The organism is Blautia sp. OM07-19 (assembly GCF_003481595.1).
GTDB classification, from domain to species: domain Bacteria; phylum Bacillota; class Clostridia; order Lachnospirales; family Lachnospiraceae; genus Blautia_A; species Blautia_A intestinihominis.
The window spans coordinates 239,932-263,741 of record NZ_QULA01000001.1 but is presented as its reverse complement, the minus strand read 5'-3'; the positions used below and the strand labels follow the sequence as shown (position 1 = coordinate 263,741).

The 23,810-nt window shown below is 45.1% G+C and carries 14 protein-coding genes; 1 reads left to right on the top strand and 13 read right to left on the bottom strand.

Annotation, left to right across the window (positions count from 1 at the left end):
- Positions 1-55: 55 nt before the first annotated feature.
- Positions 56-493, top strand: a complete 438-nt coding sequence (locus DXC01_RS01140) for a hypothetical protein (RefSeq protein WP_022214173.1) — start codon at positions 56-58, stop codon at positions 491-493.
- 58 nt (positions 494-551) lie between these two features.
- On the opposite strand, the gene DXC01_RS01135 is transcribed toward DXC01_RS01140, so the two are convergent.
- The 13 genes from DXC01_RS01135 to DXC01_RS01075 all read right to left on the bottom strand — a co-directional run bounded on the left by DXC01_RS01135 (position 552) and on the right by DXC01_RS01075 (position 23,805).
- The gene (locus tag DXC01_RS01135) at positions 552-2,663 is read right to left on the bottom strand and encodes an NAD(+) synthase (RefSeq protein WP_118698041.1); all 2,112 of its coding nucleotides are present in this window, start codon (positions 2,661-2,663) and stop codon (positions 552-554) included.
- 15 nt (positions 2,664-2,678) lie between these two features.
- A complete protein-coding gene (gene hslO / locus DXC01_RS01130; RefSeq protein WP_118252556.1) occupies positions 2,679-3,557 on the bottom strand; it encodes an Hsp33 family molecular chaperone HslO in 879 nt (292 codons plus the stop codon).
- Between the two features lie 16 nt (positions 3,558-3,573).
- Complete coding sequence (locus tag DXC01_RS01125; protein ID WP_022214176.1) at positions 3,574-4,332, bottom strand: class I SAM-dependent DNA methyltransferase; 759 nt, start codon at positions 4,330-4,332, stop codon at positions 3,574-3,576.
- A gap of 103 nt (positions 4,333-4,435) precedes the next feature.
- Positions 4,436-5,542 (bottom strand): hypothetical protein, encoded by a 1,107-nt coding sequence (locus DXC01_RS01120; RefSeq protein ID WP_118252557.1) that lies wholly within the window; start codon positions 5,540-5,542, stop codon positions 4,436-4,438.
- Between the two features lie 199 nt (positions 5,543-5,741).
- On the bottom strand, positions 5,742-7,805 hold the full coding sequence (locus DXC01_RS01115) for a HelD family protein (protein WP_118252558.1): 2,064 nt from the start codon (positions 7,803-7,805) through the stop codon (positions 5,742-5,744).
- 140 nt (positions 7,806-7,945) lie between these two features.
- The gene (locus tag DXC01_RS01110) at positions 7,946-9,790 is read right to left on the bottom strand and encodes an ABC transporter ATP-binding protein (RefSeq protein WP_118698040.1); all 1,845 of its coding nucleotides are present in this window, start codon (positions 9,788-9,790) and stop codon (positions 7,946-7,948) included.
- Positions 9,787-11,949 (bottom strand): ABC transporter ATP-binding protein, encoded by a 2,163-nt coding sequence (locus DXC01_RS01105; protein WP_118698039.1) that lies wholly within the window; start codon positions 11,947-11,949, stop codon positions 9,787-9,789. The genes DXC01_RS01110 and DXC01_RS01105 overlap by 4 nt, the downstream gene beginning before the upstream one ends.
- Positions 11,946-12,407: a MarR family winged helix-turn-helix transcriptional regulator gene (locus DXC01_RS01100; protein ID WP_227222012.1), complete on the bottom strand. Its 462-nt coding sequence runs from the start codon at positions 12,405-12,407 to the stop codon at positions 11,946-11,948. The genes DXC01_RS01105 and DXC01_RS01100 overlap by 4 nt, the downstream gene beginning before the upstream one ends.
- Before the next feature lie 351 nt (positions 12,408-12,758).
- Positions 12,759-12,932 (bottom strand): DUF4250 domain-containing protein, encoded by a 174-nt coding sequence (locus DXC01_RS01095; protein ID WP_022214182.1) that lies wholly within the window; start codon positions 12,930-12,932, stop codon positions 12,759-12,761.
- Positions 12,933-12,984: 52 nt separating this feature from the next.
- The gene (gene clpB / locus DXC01_RS01090) at positions 12,985-15,567 is read right to left on the bottom strand and encodes an ATP-dependent chaperone ClpB (RefSeq protein ID WP_118252560.1); all 2,583 of its coding nucleotides are present in this window, start codon (positions 15,565-15,567) and stop codon (positions 12,985-12,987) included.
- 319 nt (positions 15,568-15,886) lie between these two features.
- A complete protein-coding gene (locus DXC01_RS01085) occupies positions 15,887-20,353 on the bottom strand; it encodes an RICIN domain-containing protein (protein ID WP_118698038.1) in 4,467 nt (1,488 codons plus the stop codon).
- Positions 20,354-20,782: 429 nt separating this feature from the next.
- Positions 20,783-21,211, bottom strand: coding sequence for an Ig-like domain-containing protein (locus DXC01_RS20080; protein ID WP_158583605.1), 429 nt, complete (start codon positions 21,209-21,211; stop codon positions 20,783-20,785).
- A gap of 68 nt (positions 21,212-21,279) precedes the next feature.
- A complete protein-coding gene (locus DXC01_RS01075; RefSeq protein ID WP_279221564.1) occupies positions 21,280-23,805 on the bottom strand; it encodes an RICIN domain-containing protein in 2,526 nt (841 codons plus the stop codon).
- Positions 23,806-23,810: the final 5 nt, after the last annotated feature.

Sequence of the window (23,810 nt, the reverse complement as noted above, 5' to 3'; positions counted from 1 at the left end):
GGATATAAGGAAAGTATACCGGGGAACCGTAACCGCGAATCAGGAGGCGCAGACTATGAGCTCCAAAACAAAAATCATCGTTCTACATATGAAAGAGGTGATCTACACCTGTATTTTCCTTCTTCTCCTTGTGATCCTGGGTGTACTGGTCTTTTTTATGTTCGGTCCCGGAAAAGCACAGAATACCGCTCCAAAGACCGATTCCAGATATACCCCCGGCATTTACCGCACGTCTGTCCAGCTCAACAATAATTCCTTTGACCTGGAAGTGACCGTCGATGCCGACAGTATCCGTTCCATCCATCTGGCAAACTTAAGCGAGAGCACTGCCGCTATGTTTCCTCTCGTAGAGCCGGTCCTGGACTCTCTTGCAAGCCAGATCTATTCTACACAGTCTCTGGAAAATCTCGATTACGCCAGCGACCAGAAATATACAGCCCAGATGCTTATTCAGGCCATTGAAGAAACTGTCCAGAAAGCAGCTTCTTCCTGAAAACAGTTATCCCCAAAAACACATTGAGGTGTGATAAATCACACCTCAAAAAGTTACCTTAATTTCTTGCCTCAAGTTCCTCAATCTGCTTCAGCCAGAGTTTCGCGCATGCATCACTCGGCATTCTCAGGTCTCCTCTCGGAGAAACTGCTACACTACCAACTTTCGGTCCATCCGGCAGGCAGGAACGCTTGAACTGCTGCATAAAGAATCTCCGGTAGAAAGTCTTAAGCCATTTCAGGATCGTCTCATCATCATACTCGCCCGCAAATGCATTCTGTGCCAGACGGAAGATCTTTTTCGGCGGGAAGGTCCAGCGGAGCATGTAATACAGGAAGAAATCGTGAAGCTCATACGGTCCTACAAGATCTTCTGTCTTCTGTGAGATCACGCCATCCTTCGGCGGCAGAAGTTCCGGGCTTACCGGTGTATCCAGGATATCCAGAAGGATCTCTGAAAGCTTCGCATCCTCACAGGTATCTGCATAATATCTCACAAGATGACGGACAAGTGTCTTCGGTACGGATGCATTGACTGCATACATGGACATGTGGTCGCCATTGTAAGTTGCCCATCCAAGTGCCAGTTCCGAAAGGTCACCGGTTCCAATAACAATACCACCGGACTGGTTTGCAATATCCATCAGGATCTGTGTACGCTCACGTGCCTGACCATTCTCATAAGTGACATCATGTACTTTCGGATCATGTCCGATATCGCGGAAATGGAGATTTACCGCCTCGCGGATGTTGACTTCCTTGAGGGTTGCACCAAGACATTCACTTAACTGGCAGGCATTGTTATAAGTTCTGTCCGTTGTTCCAAAGCATGGCATTGTTACGGCTGTGATCTTTTCTCTCGGCATTCCAAGCATGTCAAATGCACGTACTGTCACAAGAAGTGCCAGTGTGGAATCCAGTCCGCCGGACAGTCCGATCACTGCATTCTGGCAGTGGATATGTGCCAGACGCTTCTTGAGTCCCATTGCCTGAATATTCAGGATCTCATCGCAGCGGCGTTCTCTCTCTTCTTTGATCCCCGGTACGAATGGTCTGGAATCAAATTTGCGGGTAAGCGGTGTTACTCCTCTGCCTGCATTAAAATAAACTTCGTTATAAAAAACATCCTGTCCTTCCGGTGCAAGATCCGGTACAAAGCGGCAGGTCGTCATCCTTCTTCTCTCATTATCCAGTCTGTGGATATCCAGATCCGCATAAAGTGCGCCATTGACAAAGCGTCTGCTCTCTGCAAGGATCGTGCCGTTTTCTGCAATCAGATTGTGGCCGCCGTAGACAACATCCTGGGTGGATTCTCCCTCTCCTGCTGTCGCATAGATATATCCGCAGAGAAGTCTTGCTGACTGTGCACTTACAAGGCTCTTACGATAAGAATCCTTGCCTACAACTTCATCACTCGCAGACAGGTTCACGATCAGGTTTGCTCCATGATATGCATGTCCTACGCTCGGAGGATTCGGAACCCAGAGGTCCTCGCAGATCTCAGCCGCGATCTTGAGTTTCGGCATTTCCTGACAGATGAACAGGATATTTGAGGAGATCGGGACATCCACTTCATCAAACTCTTCTGTTTCATCTTCATCAATATAATCCGGTTCCTCATCGATCTCTTCCAGTTCCTCAAAGGAGTCCTCTTCCTCCAGAGCCTCGACTTCTGCCTCAAGTCCAAATTCCACGTCCTCATCCGTCATCTCTTCGTCATGATGTAATCCATACTCAGACCTTCTGATCGTCACAGTTCCGTCTACATCCTCTCCGGAAGTGAAATATCTCGCCTCATAAAATTCATTATAATTCGGCAGATAAGTCTTCGGCACAAACCCAAGGATCTCACCATGGTTCAGTCCGGCTGCCACATTATAAAGTTTGCCCTTGTATTCCAGTGGAAGTCCTACAAAAATGATCGCATCTACATCCGCAGTCTCTTCTGCAATACGCATAAGCTGTACTTTGGCTTCCTCCAGAAGATTTTCCTGCCAGAAAAGATCTCCGCAGGTGTATGCTGTGATACACAGTTCCGGGAAAACCATGACTCTGGCTCCCTCTGCTTCCATCTCACGGACCATTTTGATAATTTCAGCTGCATTGAATTCACAGTCTGCTACCTGCACATCCGGCGTTCCTGCCGCTACTTTGATAAACCCGTCCTTCATATTCCTGCTTCTCCTTTATTTGCACTTTCTGAGGATTTCTTTGAGTTCTTCTACACTGAATGTATAATTGGTGTTACAGAAATGGCAGTTCAGTTCTACTTTCTTGCCTTCCTGGATCATCTCATTTAATTCTTTTCTTCCGATGCTGATCAGGGCTTTTTCTACACGTTCTTTGCTGCAGTTACAGTAAAATTCTGTCGGGATCCTGTCGTTGATCTCAATATCAAATCCATCCAGTACCTGCTCCAGAAGACTCTCAGGAGTGTGTCCCTGCTCCAGAAGTGTAGTCACAGACTGGATCTTCTGTACGTTTGCTTCCAGTTTCGCGATCGTTTCTTCCTCTGCAAACGGCATGACCTGAACGATAAATCCACCTGCCTGACGCACGGTATTATCCTTATTCATCAGAACACCAAGACCTACAGCGGACGGAACCTGTTCACTTGCTGCGAAATAATAAGTCAGGTCTTCTGCGATCTCACCTGTCTGAAGTGCCACCTGTCCCACATATGGTTCTTTGAGTCCCATGTCCTTGATGACCTGAAGGAAACCGTGTCCAACAGCACCGCCAACATCCAGTTTGCCCTTGGCATTTGCCGGGATGATAACATCCGGTTCAACGACATATCCCTTGACACGGCCTTTGGAATCTGCTGTAACCGTGATTCCCTGAAGCAGTCCGTCACCCTTGACCTGAAGTGTCAGGATATCCTTATCGCCCTTCATCATCACGCCCATCATCGAACCTGCTGTCAGAAGACGTCCAAGTGCTGCTGTTGCAACCGGGCTGGTGTTGTGATCCTTTCTTGCTGTCTCTACTGTCTCTGTTGTCACTGCTGCAAACGCACGGATCTGGCTGTCTGCCGCAATTGCTCTTACTATATAATCACTCATGAATTTACCTCGTTTCTTATTTTGCTTTGCCTTTTTCTCTTGCGATGAAGAATAACCGCTCGCTCTCCTCGGATGCCGCTTTGCCTGTGTAGGCATCGTATACAGCGAGAAGCTCCATTCCTGCCTCGCGGATCAGTTCTTCGATCTCTTCTCTCGGATATGCTTTCTGGCAGTGGACTTCCTCTGCCTTCTCATACAGTCCGTCCTCTCTCGGAAGAAAAACTGCCAGTTCATAATAGTTCAGTCCCTCTTCCTCATCGTAGCTGTTGTCCCAGATGAAACTTCCCTCATCACGGTTTTCTGCGATCGTCGTATCCCCAAGGATATCCCTGTACTTATGTACGGTATTCATATCAAACAGGAAAATTCCCTCCGGGTCAAGGTAATTATTTACCAGTTCAAAAACATGACGCAGTTCATCCCTGTCTGTAATATAATTGAGACTGTCGCAGACACTTACAACGGCCCGCACCGTTCCGTACAGTTCAAACTCCTGCATGTCCTGCAGAAGATACAGGATATCCTGTCCGGATTCGACTCTTTTCTCCATTGCCTCCGCAAGCATCTCCTCGGAATTGTCCACACCAATCATATCATAACCCTTGTCCGCAAGCAATCCCGTCATCGTTCCTGTTCCACATCCAAGTTCCAGTACCAGGCCATCCTCGATCCCATATTCTCTCAGATGACCGGTGATATAATCCGCCCATTCTTCATAATCAATATTATCCATGAACAGGTCATACACCTGTGCAAATTTCTCATATGCTCCCATCGTCGTCCCCCTGTTTATATTTTGTGAGTAAAAAGGCAGATGATCGCTCACCTGCCTTTCCTTCTTATCTCATGCTGACGATAAATCAGATCGTGTTCTGTTGTTACTGAACAGGCATATAATATACGTCTGCTCCCTCACCATGCCAGTAGTAGCTTGTTCCGTTCTCGTCGTAAGCGTCCTCATCGCTGGTAAAGTTGTAGGTATTTCCGTCAAAGTCAACCCAGCTTCCGTTTCCGTCCGGTGTGATCACAAGCGGATGTCCGTCAGAATTACGATAGATGGTTCTTGTCTCATCTGTGTTGGAAAGCTGCTCATCTGTGAATCCTGCAGAGTTGGAAATTGTTGTAGAGCTGGAATCACTGGAGCTGTCATAGCTTTCGGATCCGTCGCTGCTGCTGTCTGTGCTTCCTGTTGTATCTGTGGCTGCACTGCTGTCTGTTCCTGCCGCAGAAGTATCTGCTGCTGCGCTGCTGTCTGCTGCATTTGCGTTTGCATCAGAAGAAGCTGCGTTTGCATTGTCGGCTGCCGGAGTGGAAGCTGCTGCCTGCTTCGGAGCTGCTTCTTTCAGAGAAGAATCACCAAGGATCTGGAAAGAATCTACGGATGATTTCACTGCGGAAAGAACATCTTCTTTGTTAACAGATGCTTCGATGCTGTAGTATTCGGAATCGTTTGCGATAACCTTGTGGATCACATACAGGCTTCCGTTGCTCTTCTCTGTGTTCAGCATCTTGGTTGTGTAGGTGTACACGCCAATGCCATTCACATCTGTAGAAGTGTAGTCCTGGATCTCAAAGTCTGTTCCGTCAACCTTGTCTCCGTCTGCCTGCTCAAGAGAGGTAGCCATGTCCTGTGTGCTTGGGATCACGGTTGAAGCCATGGTGTCTGCTCCCTGTCCGTGAAGGATCAGAATCTTGCCCTCGTCAGGAGATTCAAAGCTGAGTGTATCTGCTTCATCTGTCTTGTTTGCCCATGTTGCGTTTGGAAGGTTGATCGCTACGGATTTGTCTGCGGATGTATAGGTAGTAGCCTGTACATTCGGAGCGATCGTGGCTGTCGGAGCTGGTGTCTCGGTTGCCACCGGTGTTGGTGTTACACTTACTGCAACAGACTCATCCGGATTACTGCCGCCGAAACTGCAGGCAGCCATAAATACAGATGCTGATATGGCAATTGCTGAAATCGCAAGAATTCTTTTGTTTCTCATAACATCCTCCTTAATATCGGTTATGATTATAGTTTATAATAAAACCTTTGTGCTATATTTTACAATTTTATTACATGCATGTCAATGAATTTTCCCTGATGGTTTATGAAAATCCTGTAAAATATTGTGAATTTTCTGTGTCGGATATCTTCTTTTCTGTAATCTTTTATCTGCGTTTTTTCCTGAAAATATATGGGTTTCAGAGCTTTTTGTAATCATACATATGCAGCTCATGAAGTGCCCTTGTCGCTGCAATATATTTCGCCTGTTTACTCAGTCCGTCCTCTGCATCTGCTGCAAAAACTCCGAATACCTGATCAAACTCCAGACCTTTTGCAAGATAGAACGTAGTCACTGTCAGACCTTTTTTGAAATTCTGACTGTCACGGTTCATGTACGATAACTGGTACTCTCCGTCCGGGTCCAGGTTTTTCAGTTTTTCTTCTATATAGAGATACGCATGCTCTGCCTCTCTTTCTGTAAAAAAGATCAGCGCTTCTGTCTCATAGTCTGCTCTCTTTGCTTCCCAGTCTACGATCACCTGATCCAGAGCTTCCTCAAGCTTCGCAAAAGACCGCTCCTCAACCGGCTCGCCGTGGCGTTCGAACAGTTCCATATCCTGGATTCCGGTAAGCTTATTGGCATACTCTGCGATCTCCATCGTGTTTCGATAGCTTCTGTTCATAACGATCTTGCGGATATCCCTGCCAAAGATCTTCGGCAAAAATTTCAGTACATCCTGCTGCTGCTCTTCCATCGTCTGTGCCTTATCTCCGAGGATCGTCATCCTGCACGGGAAAAGTTTCCGAAGGAGCACATACTGGATCCAGGAATAATCCTGCATCTCATCAACCACGACATGCTTGATGCCATGATGATTTTTGCAGCGGAAAAGAGAATATTTCAGATAAAGGACCGGATAGACATCCTCATAACGCAGCTTACGCTTCTCCAGCGGAACACGCGGCAGTGGATCGTAGCCTGCCTCTTCAAGAAAACGACTGTACAGAACATAGCAGTCTCTCGTCTCATACATACGCAGAAAACGCTCCGTCAGTTCTTCCTTTTCTTCATCTGCGAGGTCTCTGTCCCTCAGTGTCTCCACCTGATCGATGAAATATTCTGCCACTGCCTCCATTCTGGAAAGAAGCGGAATATCCAGGAACTTAAAGTAAAACAGATCAATGATCTCCTTCTCGGAAAGCGTACAGCCCTTGTACTCTATGTCCTTGAAATTCATCAGTTCATCTTCCAGCCCTAGCATGTAAGCGTCCATCTGACCTGCAAATCCTGCCGACTGTTTCTCCCTGCACAGTTCCTGTGATTCCGGAATAAGGACAGAACGCTCGATCTGGTCATACCTGTCCTCACAGTCAGAAACGATCCCCTTAAGTTCACGGTAGGCAAACAGATCAAAACTCATCTCGCGGATATTTTCCTCTCCCAGTTCCGGCAGGATGTGCGAGATATAATCTGCAAACACACCATTCGGTGAAAGGACCAGGATATTGGAAGATTTCAGATTTTCTCTGTCGTGATACAGAAGATACGCGATCCTGTGAAGTGCAACAGAAGTCTTACCACTTCCCGCAGCTCCCTGGATTACCATAATCTTATCACTTGTGTTTCGGATAATTGTATTCTGCTCTTTCTGGATCGTCCGGACGATGTTTTTGAGCTGGACTTCGCCCTTGCTTCCAAGCTCTGCGCCCAGGATCTCATCATCGATCTTGACATCGCTCTCAAACTCGTAGATCATTTTTCCATTGCGGATCTTGTACTGCCATTTGGAAGTAATCTCGCCTTCAAAAACACCGGAAGGTGCCTCATAGGACGCAGAACCCTTGTCGTAATCATAAAAAAGTCCGCTGACCGGAGCACGCCAGTCATACACCAGTGGCAGGCTCCCCGCCCGCTCCGAGAGATTTCCGATCCCTATATAAAAAAGCTCCGGCTCGTCATCTCCGTCATACCGAAAATCCACTCTTCCAAAAAACGGAGAATCCATCATCTTCTTAAATCTCTTGCGAAGAAGGAACTGTTCTTCATTCGCATTCATCTGACGGAAAAGCGCCTGCTGGTTATCAAAATTTTCATAACCGTACTCATCCATCTCTGTATAGTTTTCCCAGTAATATTCGTGCATATCCTCGATCTCTTTCTCACCCTCAAGGATCGCAGCATCTGTCTCGGCAAGACGTTTCTTCAGACATTCCATTACATGCAGCAGGTACTCTCTGCCATTTTCTATATTGCCGCTCATCATAAATACCTCCCTTTCCTGCCAGACTTTTTATTAAATATAATTTTCTTATTATACTCAAAAAGACAGCCGTTGACAAGAGCTGACTCCTGCCAATAGCTGCCTTTTCGTGGCTTAAAATTCTGGTTTTATTTCTGGCTTTATGAGCAAAGTTCTGAAGAACCATTGTCAAACTGGCTGTTGTAAAGGTCTGCATAGAATCCTTTGGCTGCCAGAAGTTCTTCATGATCGCCCTGCTCGATGATGTCTCCGTCCTTCATAACGAGGATCAGGTCTGCATCCTTGATCGTGGAAAGTCTGTGTGCGATAACGAAACTGGTTCGTCCCTTCATCAGATTATCCATCGCTTTCTGGATCTGCATTTCTGTTCTTGTATCGACGGAGGATGTTGCTTCGTCAAGGATCAGGATCTTGTTGTCCGCAAGGATCGCCCTCGCGATCGTAAGAAGCTGTTTCTGTCCCTGGGAAATGTTGCTGGTCTCTTCATCCAGTACCATCTGGTATCCGCCCGGCTGCTGCATGATGAAGTTGTGGATATGTGCTGCTTTTGCTGCTGCGATCACTTCTTCATCCGTTGCATCCAGTCGGCCATAACGGATGTTTTCCATGATCGTTCCGGAGAACAGCCAGGTATCCTGTAGCACCATACCGAACATCTCGTGAAGTTCGCTTCGGTTGAAGTTTCTGACATCGTGTCCGTCTACCTTGATTGCACCCTTATTCACATCATAGAAACGCATCAGGAGTTTGACCATGGTGGTCTTACCTGCTCCGGTCGGACCTACGATTGCGATCTTCTGTCCGTCATGTACATCTGCGGAGAAGTCATGAACGATGATCTTATCCGGGTTGTAACCGAACTCTACATGCTCGAACTGTACATTTCCATTCAGACCTTCGATAGAATCCGGATGTTCCGGCTGCTGTACTTCTTCCTCTTCCTCGATGAATTCAAATACTCGCTCGGATGCCGCTGCGGATGACTGCAGGAGGTTTGTTACCTGCGCGATCTGCTGGATCGGCTGTGTAAAGTTACGGATATACTGGAAAAAGGACTGGATATCACCGACTTCGATGGAACCTTTGATAACAAAGACTCCTCCAAGCAGTGCTACCATTACATATCCGAGGTTTCCTACGAACTGCATGATCGGCATCATCATTCCTGAGAAAAACTGTGATTTCCATGCAGATTCATAAAGTTTCTTGTTGTCTTTTTCGAATTCTTCCAGAACATCGTTTTCTTTGTTGAATACTCTTACTACGTCATGTCCGCCGAAGTTTTCTTCAATCTGACCATTGACTGCGCCAAGGTAATTCTGCTGTGCCTGGAAGTATTTCTGTGAATGCTTCATCACTGCCTGGATGATAAACATGGAAACCGGCAGGATCAGAAGTGCTGCCAGTGTCATCCACACATTGATGGAAAGCATCATGATAAATACACCGATCAGAGTTGTCACAGATGTGATCAGCTGTGTCAGACTCTGGTTCAGACTCATCTGCAGTGTATCAACATCGTTTGTTACACGGGAGAGGATCTCACCGTTTGTCCTGCTCTCGAAATAATTCAGAGGCAGTTTGTTGATCTTCTTTGAAATATCTTTACGGAGGTTGTAGGTCACGTCATTGGAGATACCAGTCATGATCCAGCCCTGGATAAAGGAAAAGCATGCGCTTGCCACATACAGTCCCAGTGTCCACAGAAGGATCGTGCCGATCTTCGTGAAATCAATGCCTCCGGTTCCGTTTACCTTTGCAACCAGACCTGTATAAAGTTCGGTTGTCGCTTTACCAAGGATCTTAGGTCCTGCAATATTAAAGATTGTTCCTGCGATCGCAAAAATGAACACCATCACAAAACGCAGTTTATAGCGTCCCATGTAGCGGAACAGTTTGCCCATCGCACCTTTGAAGTCTTTTGCTTTTTCTGTCGGGCGCATTCCTCTGCCGCCCATCGGTCCACGTCGTCTCTGTCCACTCATGCCAATTCCTCCTCTGACAACTGACTCATTGCAATCTGGCGGTAAACTTCACAGTTCTTCATCAGTTCTTTGTGAGAACCGATACCAGCCATATGTCCGTCATCCAGGACAATGATCTTGTCTGCATTCAGGATCGTACTGATACGCTGTGCAACAATGATCGTTGTCGCATCTTTTGTATGTGCTTTGAGTGCTTTACGCAGGGTACTGTCTGTCTTGAAGTCCAGTGCAGAAAAGCTGTCGTCAAAAATAAAGATTTCCGGTTTCTTGGCAATCGCTCTCGCGATCGAAAGTCTCTGTTTCTGTCCACCGGATACGTTGGTTCCTCCCTGTGCGATCGGGGATGTGTATTTCTCCGGTTTTGTCTCGATAAACTCCGTTGCCTGTGCAACTTCTGCTGCTTCTTTTACTTCTGCTTCTGAAATATCAGTCTTGCCGTAACGGATGTTGGAATCGATCGTACCTGAGAAAAGGACTCCCTTCTGCGGTACGTATCCAAGTCTGGATCTGACTTCTTTCTGTGTCATATCACGGACATCGATACCGTCCACGAGAACTTTACCTTCTGTCACATCGTAAAAACGAGGGATCAGGTTTACAAGAGTACTCTTGCCGCTTCCGGTACTTCCGATGATGGCAATCGTCTCACCCTTCTCCGCCTTGAAGGAAATGTCCGTCAGGACATTCTCTCCTGCTTCCGGATAAGCGAAACTTACATGGTCGAATTCAACCGTTCCTTTGATATTCTCGGCTGGCTGGACCGGATTCTCCGGATCTGTGACGCTTACTTTTGTCTTGAGAACGTCATTGATGCGAAGTGCTGCCACGTTTGCTCTCGGGAGCATGATGGACATGGCTGTGATCATCAGGAAGGACATGATGATCTGCATTGCATACTGGATGAATGCCATAACATTACCTACCTGCATAGTTCCGTTATCAACGGCATAGGAACCGCTGTAAATGATCAGTACGGAAACACCGTTCATAATAAGCATCATGGTCGGCATCATAAAGGTCATGCATCTGTTGACGAACAGGTTTGTCTTTGTCAGTCGCTCGTTTGCTTCCTCGAAACGTTCTTCTTCGTGTTTCTCACGGCTGAATGCACGGATGACCGGGATACCGGTAAGGATCTCACGTGTTACCAGATTCAGTTTATCGACCAGTGTCTGTAATGCGGTAAATTTCGGCATTGCCACCTGGAACAAAACGATAATGACTACCAGGATCAGTCCGACTGCCAGACCAAGGATCCAGGTCATGGAAGAATCGGTATTAAGTACACGGATCACACCTCCGATACCAAGGATCGGCGCATAAAGAACAATACGGAAAAGCATTGCCATTACCTGCTGCACCTGCTGGATATCGTTCGTACAGCGGGTGATCAAAGATGCTGTGGAAAACTTGTGGTATTCACGGCTTGAGAAGGTGATAACCTTGCGATACACGGCATTTCTCAGGTCATGACCAAGTGCTGCTGCCACTCTGGATGAAAGGAATACGACACAGATCGCACAGAGCATCGTTACCAGTGCCATACCAAGCATCTTGACACCTGAAATCTTGATGTAATGCATCTGGATCGCATCTACGTCCTCTCCCAGTGCCTCATATTCGCTCTTCACATAAGCGACACCTGCCTGGGTGATGATGGAATCCTGCATGCTGTCGATCTTCTCGCTGAACTTCTCAGTCATCGCATCAAGTGCTTCCTCTGGCATCATGGCGATCGCCTGCATCGGGTCTGTTCCCTCTGGAACACTCATCTGGGAGAGCATGGCTGTAACTTCTTCGCTTCCGGATGAAAGACTTGCCACGATCATCATCGGTTTGCCGAAGATACTGTTCAGTTCGTCCCGTTCGTCACTTGTTATATCGTCTTTGAGTACGAGATCGTCTCCGTCTTCTTCATAAAAAGAATCTACGGTTTCTTTGTCGTCGTCATCCATAAACAATTGTAAGCTGTCCATGGATGTCTTTCTGATCTTTTCAGGGACGCTGTCTTCGATTCCGCTCTGCTGGATACCTACATTCACGATCTTGGAAGTGTAGTCCGGCAAAGACAGATCACAGTATGCCTGAAGAAACAGAAGGGCTATGATCAGGATGATATAGCCTGCTGATTTTTTCAGATACTTCATCAGTTTGATCACTTTTGCTGCCTCGCTTTCTTTGTGTCATTTTTTCCGGATGATCCGGGTATTTTATCGATATTTGCGGTTATCTGCTCCAGAAATCTTCGTAAGAGACAAAGTTCTGCATCACTGAAACCGTCAAGAAGGATCTTCTCATTTTCTTCTACTCGTTTCATGCCGCGTTCCTTGGCCTGTTTGCCTTTCTCTGTCAGGTAGATTCTGGAGACACGCTGGTCTTTTTCATCTGCTTTGCGGAAAAGGAATCCTGCTTTTTCCAGCCGCTGGACGGTCACATTGACGGTCGGCGGTTTGATTCTCAAATGTTCTGCAATCTCGCGCTGGCTCAATCCGTCTTTATATGCCAAAAGTCCAAGCACCGGGATCTGTCCCGGATAAATTCCAAGTTCCTGCATCTGCCCAAAGCACTTCCCCATAAAGCGGCGGTCGATCCGCATAAACATAGACAAAAAACTCATTCTATGCTCTTCAGGGGCGAACCCTGGTTCTTCTCCTATAAACACCTTTTCACCTCCGTACTAAAACATATTTCATTTCATTAGTCAGCTATTAATTAGTCGGCTAATTGTTTATTATATGCATCTGCACAAAAAATGCAACTGTTTTTTGTATATTTCACACTTTTTTTAGATTTTATAAAGGAACAACTTACGGATAAAAGAAGAAAATCATTTTGCCCGGCTAATGATTCAAACACTTAGCAGAAACACCACTTATCTCTCCCCAATATAATATACAATGCATCAAAAAAGGCATCTGCCTCCCACCTTATATCTGTGGAAAAGCAAATGCCTTTTCGCGTTATTGTTTTATACAAACTGGTTTGTCACTGTGTCGTACTGATAATCAATTGATGACAGTTTCTCTACCAGTTCCTCTCTGGATATGTCTTTGTCTTCGCAAAAAGCATCCAGGGAGGAATAAAAATCTCTCAGCTGTGTGTTGACGTAGCTCAACAGCATCACCGGATCTCTTGGTATCATATTTTACCTCCTGTGGTATCCTGCCGCTGAGCACTTCTCACACAGCAGCAATTTATTTCGTATTGATCACAAACTCGCCGTCTCTGACATCCAATACAAGTGTATCACCTGCATGAACGTCACCGGAAAGGATCTTCTTGGCTGCAAGTGTCTCTACATAATTCTGCAGATAACGTTTCAGCGGACGTGCACCGTATACCGGGTCGTAGCCGTTCTCAATTACCTGAGTCCTTGCTGCATCGGTCAGTTCCAGAGAAAGCTCCTGGTCTGCCAGACGGTTGCTGAGTTCGCGTACCATAAGGTCTACTATGCCGCCAATGTTGTCTTTTGTCAATGGTTTGAACATGATAATTTCATCCAGACGGTTCAGGAACTCTGGGCGGAAGTGTCCACGCAGGTCGTTCATAACGAGTTCCTGTGCATCCGGTTTGATGTTTCCGTTCTCGTCGATACCGTCGAGAAGATACGGGGAACCGATGTTGGATGTCATGATCAGGATCGTATTCTTGAAGTCTACCGTTCTGCCCTGAGAATCAGTGATACGACCATCGTCCAGAACCTGCAGAAGTACATTGAATACATCCGGATGTGCTTTCTCGATCTCATCAAACAGGACAACGCTGTACGGTTTACGACGAACAGCCTCTGTAAGCTGACCGCCCTCTTCGTATCCAACATATCCCGGAGGCGCTCCGATCAGACGGGATACAGAATATTTCTCCATGTACTCACTCATATCGATTCGTACCATATTCTGCTCGTCATCAAACAGAGTTGCTGCCAGAGTCTTGGCAAGTTCTGTCTTACCGACACCGGTAGGTCCAAGGAACAGGAAGGAACCGATCGGTTTGGACGGGTCTTTGATTCCTGCTTTGGAACGAAGGATCGCATCTGTTACAAGACGTACACCTTCATCCTGTCCGATCACACGTTTATGAAGTTCGTCTTCCAGTCCGAGAAGTTTGGTTCTCTCGCCTTCGGTCAGTTTCGTTACCGGAATGCCGGTCCAGCGGGAGATGATCCTTGCGATCTCATCGTCTGTGACAGCTTCGTGTACCAGACTGCGGTCGCTTTCTTTGACCTGTTTTTCCTCGATCTCAAGCTGTTTCTGGAGTTTCGGAAGTTCACCATACTGCAGTTCGGCAGCTTTTTCCAGATCGTAGTTCTGTTTTGCTTTCTGGATCTGTTTATTGATATCCTCGATCTGCTCACGTAATTTCTGGAGCTTCTCTACGGAATGTTTCTCATTGTCCCACTGAGCTTTCTGAGTGTTGAAGGTGTCACGCATCTCTGCAAGCTCTTTCTGCAGTTCTGCAAGACGCTCCTTGCTCAGATTGTCTGTTTCTTTCTTAAGAGCAGACTCTTCAATCTCAAGCTGCATAATCTTACGTCTCTGCTCATCCAGCTCTGTCGGCATGGAATCCAGTTCTGTCTTGATCAGGGCACAGGCCTCATCTACCAGGTCGATTGCCTTATCCGGCAGGAACCTGTCTGTGATGTATCTGTGCGAAAGTGTAGCTGCTGCTACCAGTGCACTGTCTGTGATCTTGACACCATGGAAGACTTCGTATCTTTCCTTCAGTCCACGAAGGATAGAAATGGTATCTTCTACGGTCGGCTCATCAACCATAACCGGCTGGAAACGACGTGCCAGTGCGGCATCTTTCTCAATGTACTGACGGTACTCGTCCAGTGTGGTGGCACCAATACAATGCAGTTCACCTCTGGCAAGCATAGGTTTCAGCATATTGCCTGCATCCATCGCACCGTCTGTCTTACCGGCTCCGACGATCAGATGAAGCTCATCGATGAAAAGGATAATCTCACCCTCACTCTTTCTTACTTCTTCAAGAACAGCTTTCAGACGTTCCTCAAATTCACCACGATACTTGGCACCTGCAACCAGTGCTCCCATATCCAGTGCAAAAATCTTCTTATTCTTAAGGCCTTCCGGAACATCGCCGGCAACGATTCGCTGTGCCAGTCCTTCGATGGCTGCTGTCTTACCGACACCAGGCTCACCGATCAGTACCGGGTTGTTCTTAGTCTTACGAGAAAGGATACGGACAATGTTACGGATCTCTGCATCACGTCCGATGACCGGATCAAGCTTCTGGTTTCTTGCCTTCTCGACAAGATCCTCTCCGTATTTGTTCAGGGTATCATAAGTTGCTTCCGGATTGTCGCTGACAACTCTCTGGTTGCCTCTCACAGTAGAAAGTGCCTGGAGAAATCTTTCTCGGGTGATACCGAATTCGTTGAAGATCTTCTTCATGCTCGGGCTCGGCTGTGTCAGCAGGGACAGGAACAGATGCTCAACGGAAACGTACTCATCTCCCATTGCCTTTGCTTCGTTCTCTGCATTTACAAGAGATTTGTTCAGATACTGTCCAAATCTCAGATCGCCGCCGGATACCTTAACCTTCGCATCCAGGGCTTTCTTCACTACGTTGATAAAATAATCTTTATTGATCTCCATCTTCTCAATCAACTTGAGAATCAGGCTGTCTTCCTGTGTCAGCAGCGCATACAGAAGATGCTCCTGCTCTACTTCCTGGTTGCCATACTCATAAGCAACCTTCTCAAGGTCCTGAACAGCCTGGATGGATTTCTGTGTAAATTTACTGATATTCATAGGCTTTCCTCCTCTATATCGTAGGAAAAGGATACCGAAATTTCTTTCCGTACCCTTTGGGTTATCTTTGTTATACTGGTAATATAACACATGTTGTTAGCACTGTAAAGATGTGAGTGCTAATTATTTTGTGAAGATTCTGTGAATTTTCTATTTTCGTTTATACAGAAAACACGAGGCTGACAGTTCTCAATTCTTTTAAACTCAGCACATCCAAATTAAATCATCAACAATTTTTCAAAAATATCCGATAATTTTTCTGGCAAAAAACGCAAGCCATAAAATTGACTTGCGTTTTTGGGGCAATTTTTTTGAGTTGTTATTTTACGGTAATGGTAATGCTCTGTTTCTTACTTCCAGATTTGACGGTGATCTTTGCGGTTCCGCGTTTTCTGGCGGTGATTATGCCGTTTGCGGTGACTGTCGCTATGTTTTTGTTGGAGGTTGTGTAGGTTACTTTTTCCTGTGAAGTTGATGGCGTTACTGTGGTGGATATTGTTTTCTTTGTTCCTGCTTTAAGGGTGGCTTTTGTGAAGGATACTCTTATTGCAGTTGTTTTTACAGTTCCGCTCTGAACTTTCACGTTGATTCGTTTTACTGCTCCTCCGGCAAGCCGAATGGTTACATTGGTGTTTCCGGTTCTGCCCTGTGCTGTTAACTGGATCTTTCCGTCTTTTGTGTATCTTGTTACTCTTACGATTCTGGTGTTTCCTGATATGACTCTTGATACATAGTCACCTTTTGCCATTCCGGATACTGTTAATGCATTGGTAGTCTGTTTTGTCTTTAATAGAATGCTGCTACAAGATGTCCTCATTACAGATTTGAGTTTGCTTCCATAGTCTCTGGTCTGTGAAATATGACACAGGCTGCAGGTTCTCTGCTGTTTCTGTGGTTTGAAGACTGTTGCATCGGAAAGTTTCCACCAGGTGCTCCATTTGTGTCCGGTCGCCGGGATCTGTTCTGTTTTGGTTTTGTTGCAGCGGATGCAGGTGTAAGTATTTTCGCCGCTGGCGGTGCAGGTTGCCTTTTTGGTTCCAGTCTGTTTCCAGTCGTGGGAAAGTTTCTCGATGACTTTTCCTTCTTTGAGCATTTCTCCACAGTTGTTGCAGTATATATCACCGGTATAACCTTCTGTTTCACAGGTTGCTTTTTTTGCAAATTTTGTGATTTCGGTATGTCCGGTAGCTGGAATGGTTTCCGTTCTGGTTTTCTGGCAGATTGTGCAGGTGTAGGTTTTTTCTCCGTCTGTTGTACAGGTCGCTGCTTTGGTTACTTTTCCGCTGTCCCAGGTATGTCCGAGTGCAGGAATGGTTTCCTGTTTTTTAATTACAGTTCCACAGATACTGCAGTGACTTCCTTCGGTTTTTCCTGCATCCTCGCAGGTTGCTGGTGTTGCCGCATCTTTCACTTCTGTATGACCCGTTTTCGGAACACTTTCGATTCTGGTCTTGTGACAGGTTGTGCAGGTGTAGTTTTTTTCTCCGTCTGTTGTGCAGGTCGCTACTTTGGTTACTTTTCCGCTATCCCAGGTATGTCCGAGCGCAGGAAGAGTTTCCTGTTTTTTGAGCACTGTGTTGCAAACACTGCAGTGGCTTCCTTCTGTCTTTCCGGTGTTTTCACAGGTTGCTGGTGTCGCTGCATCTTTCACTTCTGTATGGCCCGTTTTTGGAATGCTTTCGGTTCTGGTCTTGTGACAGGTTGTGCAGGTGTAGTTTTTTTCTCCATCTGTTGTGCAGGTCGCTGCTTTGGTTACTTTTCCGCCGTCCCAGGTATGTCCTGTTGCCGGAAGGGTTTCCTGTTTTTTGAGCACTGTGTTGCAGACGCTGCAATGGCTTCCTTCCGTCTTTCCGGTGTTTTCACAGGTTGCTGACACTGCCGCATCTTTTACTTCTTTGTGGCCGGTTTTGCTGATGTTTTCTGTTTTTGTTTTCTTACAGATCGTACAGGTATAGGTCTTCTGTCCATCTGTTGTGCAGGTTGGTTGTTTCGTAACTTTTCCAGAATCCCAGGTATGACCCGTAGCTGGTATTGTCTCCTGTTTCTTAATTATTGTACCGCAGACGCTGCAGTGGCTTCCTTCTGTCTTACCAGTATTCTCGCAGGTTGCTGATACTGCTACATCTTTTACTTCTTTATGTCCTGTCTTGCTGATGCTTTCTGTTTTTGTATTTTTACAGATTGTGCAGGTATAGGTCTTCTGTCCATCTGTTATACAGGTTGCTTCTCTTGTTATTTTTCCATTGTCCCAAGTATGTCCGGTGGCTGGAAGGATCTCTGTTCTGACAGTTCCGCAGGTTGTACAGGTGTAAGTCTTTTTTCCATCCTCTGTACAGGTTGGCTGTTTTGTAATCTTTCCAGAATCCCAGGTATGTTTATTTCCCACACAGTCCTTCAACACATGAATTAGCAACTCTTTAGCTGCACTGTTATAGTTCTCTGTTCCAGACGCGGTGATCGTGATCGTTGCATCACCCGCCTGTTTTCCTGTAATTACACCAGTACTGCTGACTGTCACCTTATCTTCCGCACTGGATTTATAGGTGATCTTTCCCTGTCCACTCGTCTTGATCTGTGCCGTTTCTCCTATTGCGAGGTCTGTCTTATCAATGGAGACTGTCAGGTTCTGGGATGCTTTGTTGATCTTAAACTGTTTTTTTATTCTTCCAGTATATTTCCCAATTCCCAGAATTGTAACTGTCGCTGTTCCAACTTTTACATTATTCTCGTAACTTACCCTATAATCAGTATCCTTCACCAGTTTCGTGGAATCTTTTTTCACCGATATCTCCGGCGTACATTCTTTTCCAGTATAGACACATTCAGAGTATTCCAGTTCTATCGTCTTATTCCTAATAGTATCTTTGATATCATCCAGTTTCCATATCGAAAATTTCTGTGCATCTGTCCCGTTATCTTCCCACATATTGAGATTTGTTCCATCCGTGGCAGCTTCCGGTCCGCCTTTCATATCAAGTGCATTCTCTCCACATGCCGCTTTCAGTTTATATGCTCCTGAACTTCCATAGATAAACCATCTCTGTGCCGTATTTCCGTTCCAGCCATTCATCTCCACATTGGTTCCATTCGCGGATTCAAAGTTATGTACTTCCATACAGCGGTCATCCTCTGCGGATGTGATCTTATAGCTTCCATCGCTTTGCAGCTCAAAATACCAGATCTGGTTTGGACTGTAATCTAATTTCTTTACATTTACATTTCCTCCATCATTTGTCGCATGCAGCCAGGTTGCTGTATTGATCAGATATGCATAAAATCCCTTTCCAAGATTATTGCCGCAGGTAAAACTTCTTGTTTCTCCCTCTTTCCAGGCATTGAATTGGCTGTTCAGTGTATATACTCTTACACGATAAGTCCCACTTGCCAGTTTCGCCAGACAGCTGGTACCCTGGACGTTCCAGAATGTCTGTACGACTTCCGTTTCGCTTTCATTAAAAATACGGATATCATATCCCGTCGCATTATTACAGGAATTCCATGAAATCTTTACATTATTTCCATCTGCATCACCGTACTTTTCTACGGATGCTGCTGTTGTTCCCAGATTTGGTTCCAGTTTCCATATCTGGAATTTCTGCGCTGCCGTCCCATTGTCTTCCCACATGTTAAGATTTGTTCCATCCGTAGCTTCGTCTGGTCCGCCCCTCATATCAAGTGCGTTATTTCCACATGCCGCTTTTAATTTATATTCCCCTGAACTTCCGTAGATAAACCATCTTTGTGCCGTATTTCCATTCCAGCCGTTCATCTCCACGTTTGTCCCATTTGCGGATTCAAAGTTATGTACTTCCATACAGCGTCCATCTTTGCAGGATGTAATCTTATAACTTCCATCACCCTGCCGCTCAAAATACCAGGTCTGGTTTGAAGTATACTGTAATTTACGTACACTGACATTTCCCGAATCGTCATTTGTTGCATGCAGCCAGGTCGCTGTATTGATCAGATATGCATAGAAATTGGTTCCTACATCTACATGGGATGGCGATGGTGTTGGTGTCGGGTCTGGACCAATCCCCGGAGAAGATATAATATAACTAAAAGAGTATTTATTCCATATTTTTGCACCTTTCTTGATTGTATTATCCCACTTTACACCATTACTTCTGACTTTTGTTCCATTACTATAATTTCCGTTTCCATTACAATCTACGAAAGTAATTGTATCTCCTGAAACATTCGTAACAAAAATAGTATGACCTGATCCACTGGTATTGCCATACTGTACTAAATCGCCTGCTTTTACATCATTAATACTATATGTTTTCCCCCAAGTTGACGGCATAGAGCCAAAAACATTATAGCCTATTAATCTGGCAAATCCAAAACATTGATGTCCCCCATCAAACCAATCATTCCATACACTGTAATTTGGATAACGACCTCTCAGTTCATTGAGTTTATTATTAAATTCAGATTGTGATATTCCTACCGCTACAGCTTCATCCTCCACAATTTCATCCATATGATCAGAAAACACTTCTTCATCTTCGGTTTCTACTTTATCTGAAATTTCATTTTCAGTTTTATCACTTATATCCACATCCTCAATATTTTCTTTTTCCTCATCAGAAAAGACATCCGTTTCCACCTCGTCACCATCCGCAGTCACATCCGGTGTATCTTCTTCAATTTCATCCTCCACTGAAATTTCCACTCCATCAGAAAAATCACTGGCAAATGTATCTACTGGTAGATTTACTGTGGACATTACCATTGCAGCTGCTATCATGCAGCTAAACCATTTTTTTATTTTCTTTCTCATTTGCAAAATACCTCCTTCTTTATCTGTATGGTACATACTAGTTTAATTTTAGTATATATTTTTACTATTATCAACAATAAATACATATATTGTCTTATTTTTTCCTGAAAAACAAAGCCGACAGTCATCTCTCGTAACTGTCAGCTTCTACTTCATCTTTATTCTATACTAAGTAAGCCCCAAAACCAGTATTTAGAATGCTCATTGCATTAAAACTCATTTAAAATAGGCAGCTATTTTCTTAGCTACCTACCCGCCAATGGAATATTTGGATTCAGGCATTGCCCACGCCTTCCTACGATCTATAACTAGACTAGCACATAAATTTTAAATCATCAACAACTTTTCAAAAAATATCAAATAAATTTTTCTGCCTCAAAACGCAAGTCAATCCTATGGCTTGCGTTTTGGGGCAATTCTTTTGAGTTGTTATTTTACAGTAATGGTAATGCTCTGTTTCTTACTTCCAGATTTGACGGTGATCTTTGCGGTTCCTCGTTTTCTGGCTGTGATTATGCCATTGGCAGTGACTGTTGCTATGTTTTTGTTGGAGGTTGTGTAGGTTACTTTTTCCTGTGAAGTTGATGGCGTTACTGTGGTAGATATTGTTTTCTTTGTTCCTGCTTTAAGGGTAGCTTTTGTGAAGGATACTCTTATTGCAGTTGTTTTTACAGCTCCGCTCTGAACTTTCACGTTGATTCGTTTTACTGCTCCGCCGGCAAGCCGGATGGTTACATTGGTGTTTCCGGTTCTGCCCTGTGCTGTTAACTGGATCTTTCCGTCTTTTGTGTATCTTGTTACTCTTACGATTCTGGTGTTTCCTGATATAACTCTTGATACGTAATCACCTTTTGCCATTCCAGATACTGTTAATACATTGGTAGTCTGTTTTGTCTTTAACAGAAGGCTGCTACAAGATGTCCTCATTACAGATTTGAGTTTGCTTCCATAGTCTCTGGTCTGTGAAATATGACACAGGCTGCAGGTTCTCTGCTGTTTCTGTGGTTTGAGGACTGTCGCATCGGAATTTTTTTCCAGGTGCTCCATTTGTGTCCGGTTGCCGGGACCTGTTCTGTCTTGTTTTTGTTGCAATGGGTGCAGGTGTAAGTATTTTCGCCACTGGTAGTGCAGGTTGCCTTTTTGGTTCCAATCTGTTTCCAGTCGTGGGAAAGTTTCTCGATGACTTTTCCTTCCTTGAGCATTTTTCCGCATTTTTTACAGTATATATCACCTGTGTAACCTTCGACCTCACAAGTTGCCTTCTTTACAAATTTTGTAACTTCGTCATGCCCGGTTGCTGGAATGATTTCCTGAGCCTTGATTACAGTTCCACAAATACTACAGTGGCTTCCTTCCGTCTTTCCAGTGCTCTCACAAGCTGCTGATACGGCTGCATCCTTAATCTCTGTATGTCCGGTTTTCGGAACGCTTTCGATTCTGGTCTTGTGGCAGGTTGTGCAGGTGTAGGTTTTTTCTCCGTCTGTTGTGCACGTTGCTGCTTTGGTAACTTTTCCGCTGTCCCAGGTATGTCCGAGTACTGGAAGAGTTTCCTGTTTTTTAAGTACGGTTCCACAGATACTGCAGTGACTTCCCTCTGTTTTTCCGGTGTTTTCACAGGTTGCTGGTGTTGCTGCATCTTTCACTTCTGTATGACCCGTTTTTGGAATGCTTTCGGTTCTGGCCTTATGACAGGTTGTACAGGTGTAGTTTTTTTCTCCATCTGTTGTGCAGGTTGCTGCAGTGGTAACTTTTCCGCTATCCCAAGTATGTCCTGTTGCCGGAAGAATTTCCTGTTTTTTGATCACTGTGTTGCAGACGCTGCAGTGGCTTCCTTCTGTCTTACCAGTATTCTCGCAGGTTGCTGATACTGCCGCATCTTTTACTTCTTTGTGTCCGGTTTTGCTGATGTTTTCTGTTTTTGTTTTCTTACAGATCGTACAGGTGTAGGTCTTCTGTCCATCTGTTGTGCAGGTTGCCTGTTTCGTGACTTTTCCAGAGTCCCAGGTATGCCCGGCAGCTGGGATTGTCTCCTGTTTTTTAATTACTGTACCGCAGACGCTGCAGTGGCTTCCTTCTGTCTTGCCTGCATTCTCACAAGTTGCTGATACTGCTACATCTTTCACTTCTTTGTGGCCTGTCTTGCTGATACTTTCTGTTTTTATATTCTTGCAGGTCGCACAGGTGTAAGTTCTCTGACCATCTGTTGTACAGGTTGCTTCTCTTGTTATTTTCCCATTATCCCAAGCATGTCCGGTGGATGAAAGGTTCTCTGTTTTTGTGGTTCCACAGGTTGTGCAGGTATAAGTCTTTTTTCCATCCTCTGTACAGGTTGGCTGTTTTGTAATCTTTCCAGAATCCCAGGTATGTTTATTTCCCACACAGTCCTTCAGCACATGAATTACCAGCTCTTTAATTGCGCTGTTATAATTCTCTGTTCCGGCTGCGGTGATCGTGATCGTTGCATCACCAGCCTGTTTTCCTGTGATTACTCCAGTACTGCTGACTGTCACCTTATCTTCCGCACTGGATTTATAAGTGATCTGTCCCTGTCCGCTTGCCTTGATCTGTGCCGTTTCTCCTATTGCAAGGTCTGTCTTATCAATGGAGACTGTCAAGTTCTGGGATGCTTTGTTAATTTTAAACTGTCGTGTGATTTTTCCTGTGTATTTTCCTGTTCCGGTGATTGTAACCGTTGCTGTTCCTGCATTGATGTTATTCGTATAACTTACAGAGTAGTCGCTACCTTTTACCAATGTAATAGTTCCATTTTTCACAGTCACATCCGGTGCCTTTTCTGTTCCGTCATAAGAATACGTGTCCTGGGATAAGCTTAAGCTGTAGCCGCTTAAGTCTTTCTTTACTGGTATAAACTTCCATTTCTGGGCTTTCGTCTCATTGCTTGTCCACATCCATACATTTGCATTATTGGCAACAACTCCATTTTCAACATCAACGCATAAGCCGCTTGCCTTTGATATGATCTTATAATACCCGTCAGATGTTTTTCGCAGGATCCACTGCTGCTGGTTTACCCCATTATACCCATACTGCTGTAAGTTCGTTTTACGTCTTGTATCTGCCCACATAACATCAAGGCTCTTTCCACTGTAGGAATTTATGATCTTATAATACCCGTTTCCAAGATAACTCACATGGAATGTTTCCTTTGCATCCCAGGTATTCGGATAGATCTGGATATTTGCTCCATCCTCTTTTGAACAGTTTTCAACATCCAGTCCCTGCTTTTCATCCAGTGCGGACACGATATGGTATTCATCATCACTGATGGTCTGTCCGTCATCACTTCCACATACAATAAAACGCCATTTCTGCCTGTCCGAACCATTGCACGTCCAGCCTTGTACATTGCTTCCATTTTCCGCTGCTACATCCAGGCACAGGCCATCATGTTTCGAAATGATATTAAACCAGCCACCAGATGATTCCTTAATGATCC

Excerpts from the sequence above, each read along its gene's own strand:
- hslO (WP_118252556.1), bottom strand. The coding sequence starts at position 3,557 with ATGAGTGATTATATAGTAAGAGCAATTGCGGCAGACAGCCAGATCCGT.
- DXC01_RS01110 (WP_118698040.1), bottom strand. The coding sequence starts at position 9,790 with ATGAGTGGACAGAGACGACGTGGACCGATGGGCGGCAGAGGAATGCGC.
- DXC01_RS01085 (WP_118698038.1), bottom strand. The coding sequence starts at position 20,353 with ATGAGAAAGAAAATAAAAAAATGGTTTAGCTGCATGATAGCAGCTGCA.
- DXC01_RS01100 (WP_227222012.1), bottom strand. The coding sequence starts at position 12,407 with ATGAGTTTTTTGTCTATGTTTATGCGGATCGACCGCCGCTTTATGGGG.
- DXC01_RS01095 (WP_022214182.1), bottom strand. The coding sequence starts at position 12,932 with ATGATACCAAGAGATCCGGTGATGCTGTTGAGCTACGTCAACACACAG.
- DXC01_RS20080 (WP_158583605.1), bottom strand. The coding sequence starts at position 21,211 with ATGGCAAAAGGTGATTACGTATCAAGAGTTATATCAGGAAACACCAGA.
- DXC01_RS01125 (WP_022214176.1), bottom strand. The coding sequence starts at position 4,332 with ATGGGAGCATATGAGAAATTTGCACAGGTGTATGACCTGTTCATGGAT.
- DXC01_RS01140 (WP_022214173.1), top strand. The coding sequence starts at position 56 with ATGAGCTCCAAAACAAAAATCATCGTTCTACATATGAAAGAGGTGATC.
- DXC01_RS01115 (WP_118252558.1), bottom strand. The coding sequence starts at position 7,805 with ATGAGCGGCAATATAGAAAATGGCAGAGAGTACCTGCTGCATGTAATG.
- clpB (WP_118252560.1), bottom strand. The coding sequence starts at position 15,567 with ATGAATATCAGTAAATTTACACAGAAATCCATCCAGGCTGTTCAGGAC.
- DXC01_RS01120 (WP_118252557.1), bottom strand. The coding sequence starts at position 5,542 with ATGAGAAACAAAAGAATTCTTGCGATTTCAGCAATTGCCATATCAGCA.
- DXC01_RS01135 (WP_118698041.1), bottom strand. The coding sequence starts at position 2,663 with ATGAAGGACGGGTTTATCAAAGTAGCGGCAGGAACGCCGGATGTGCAG.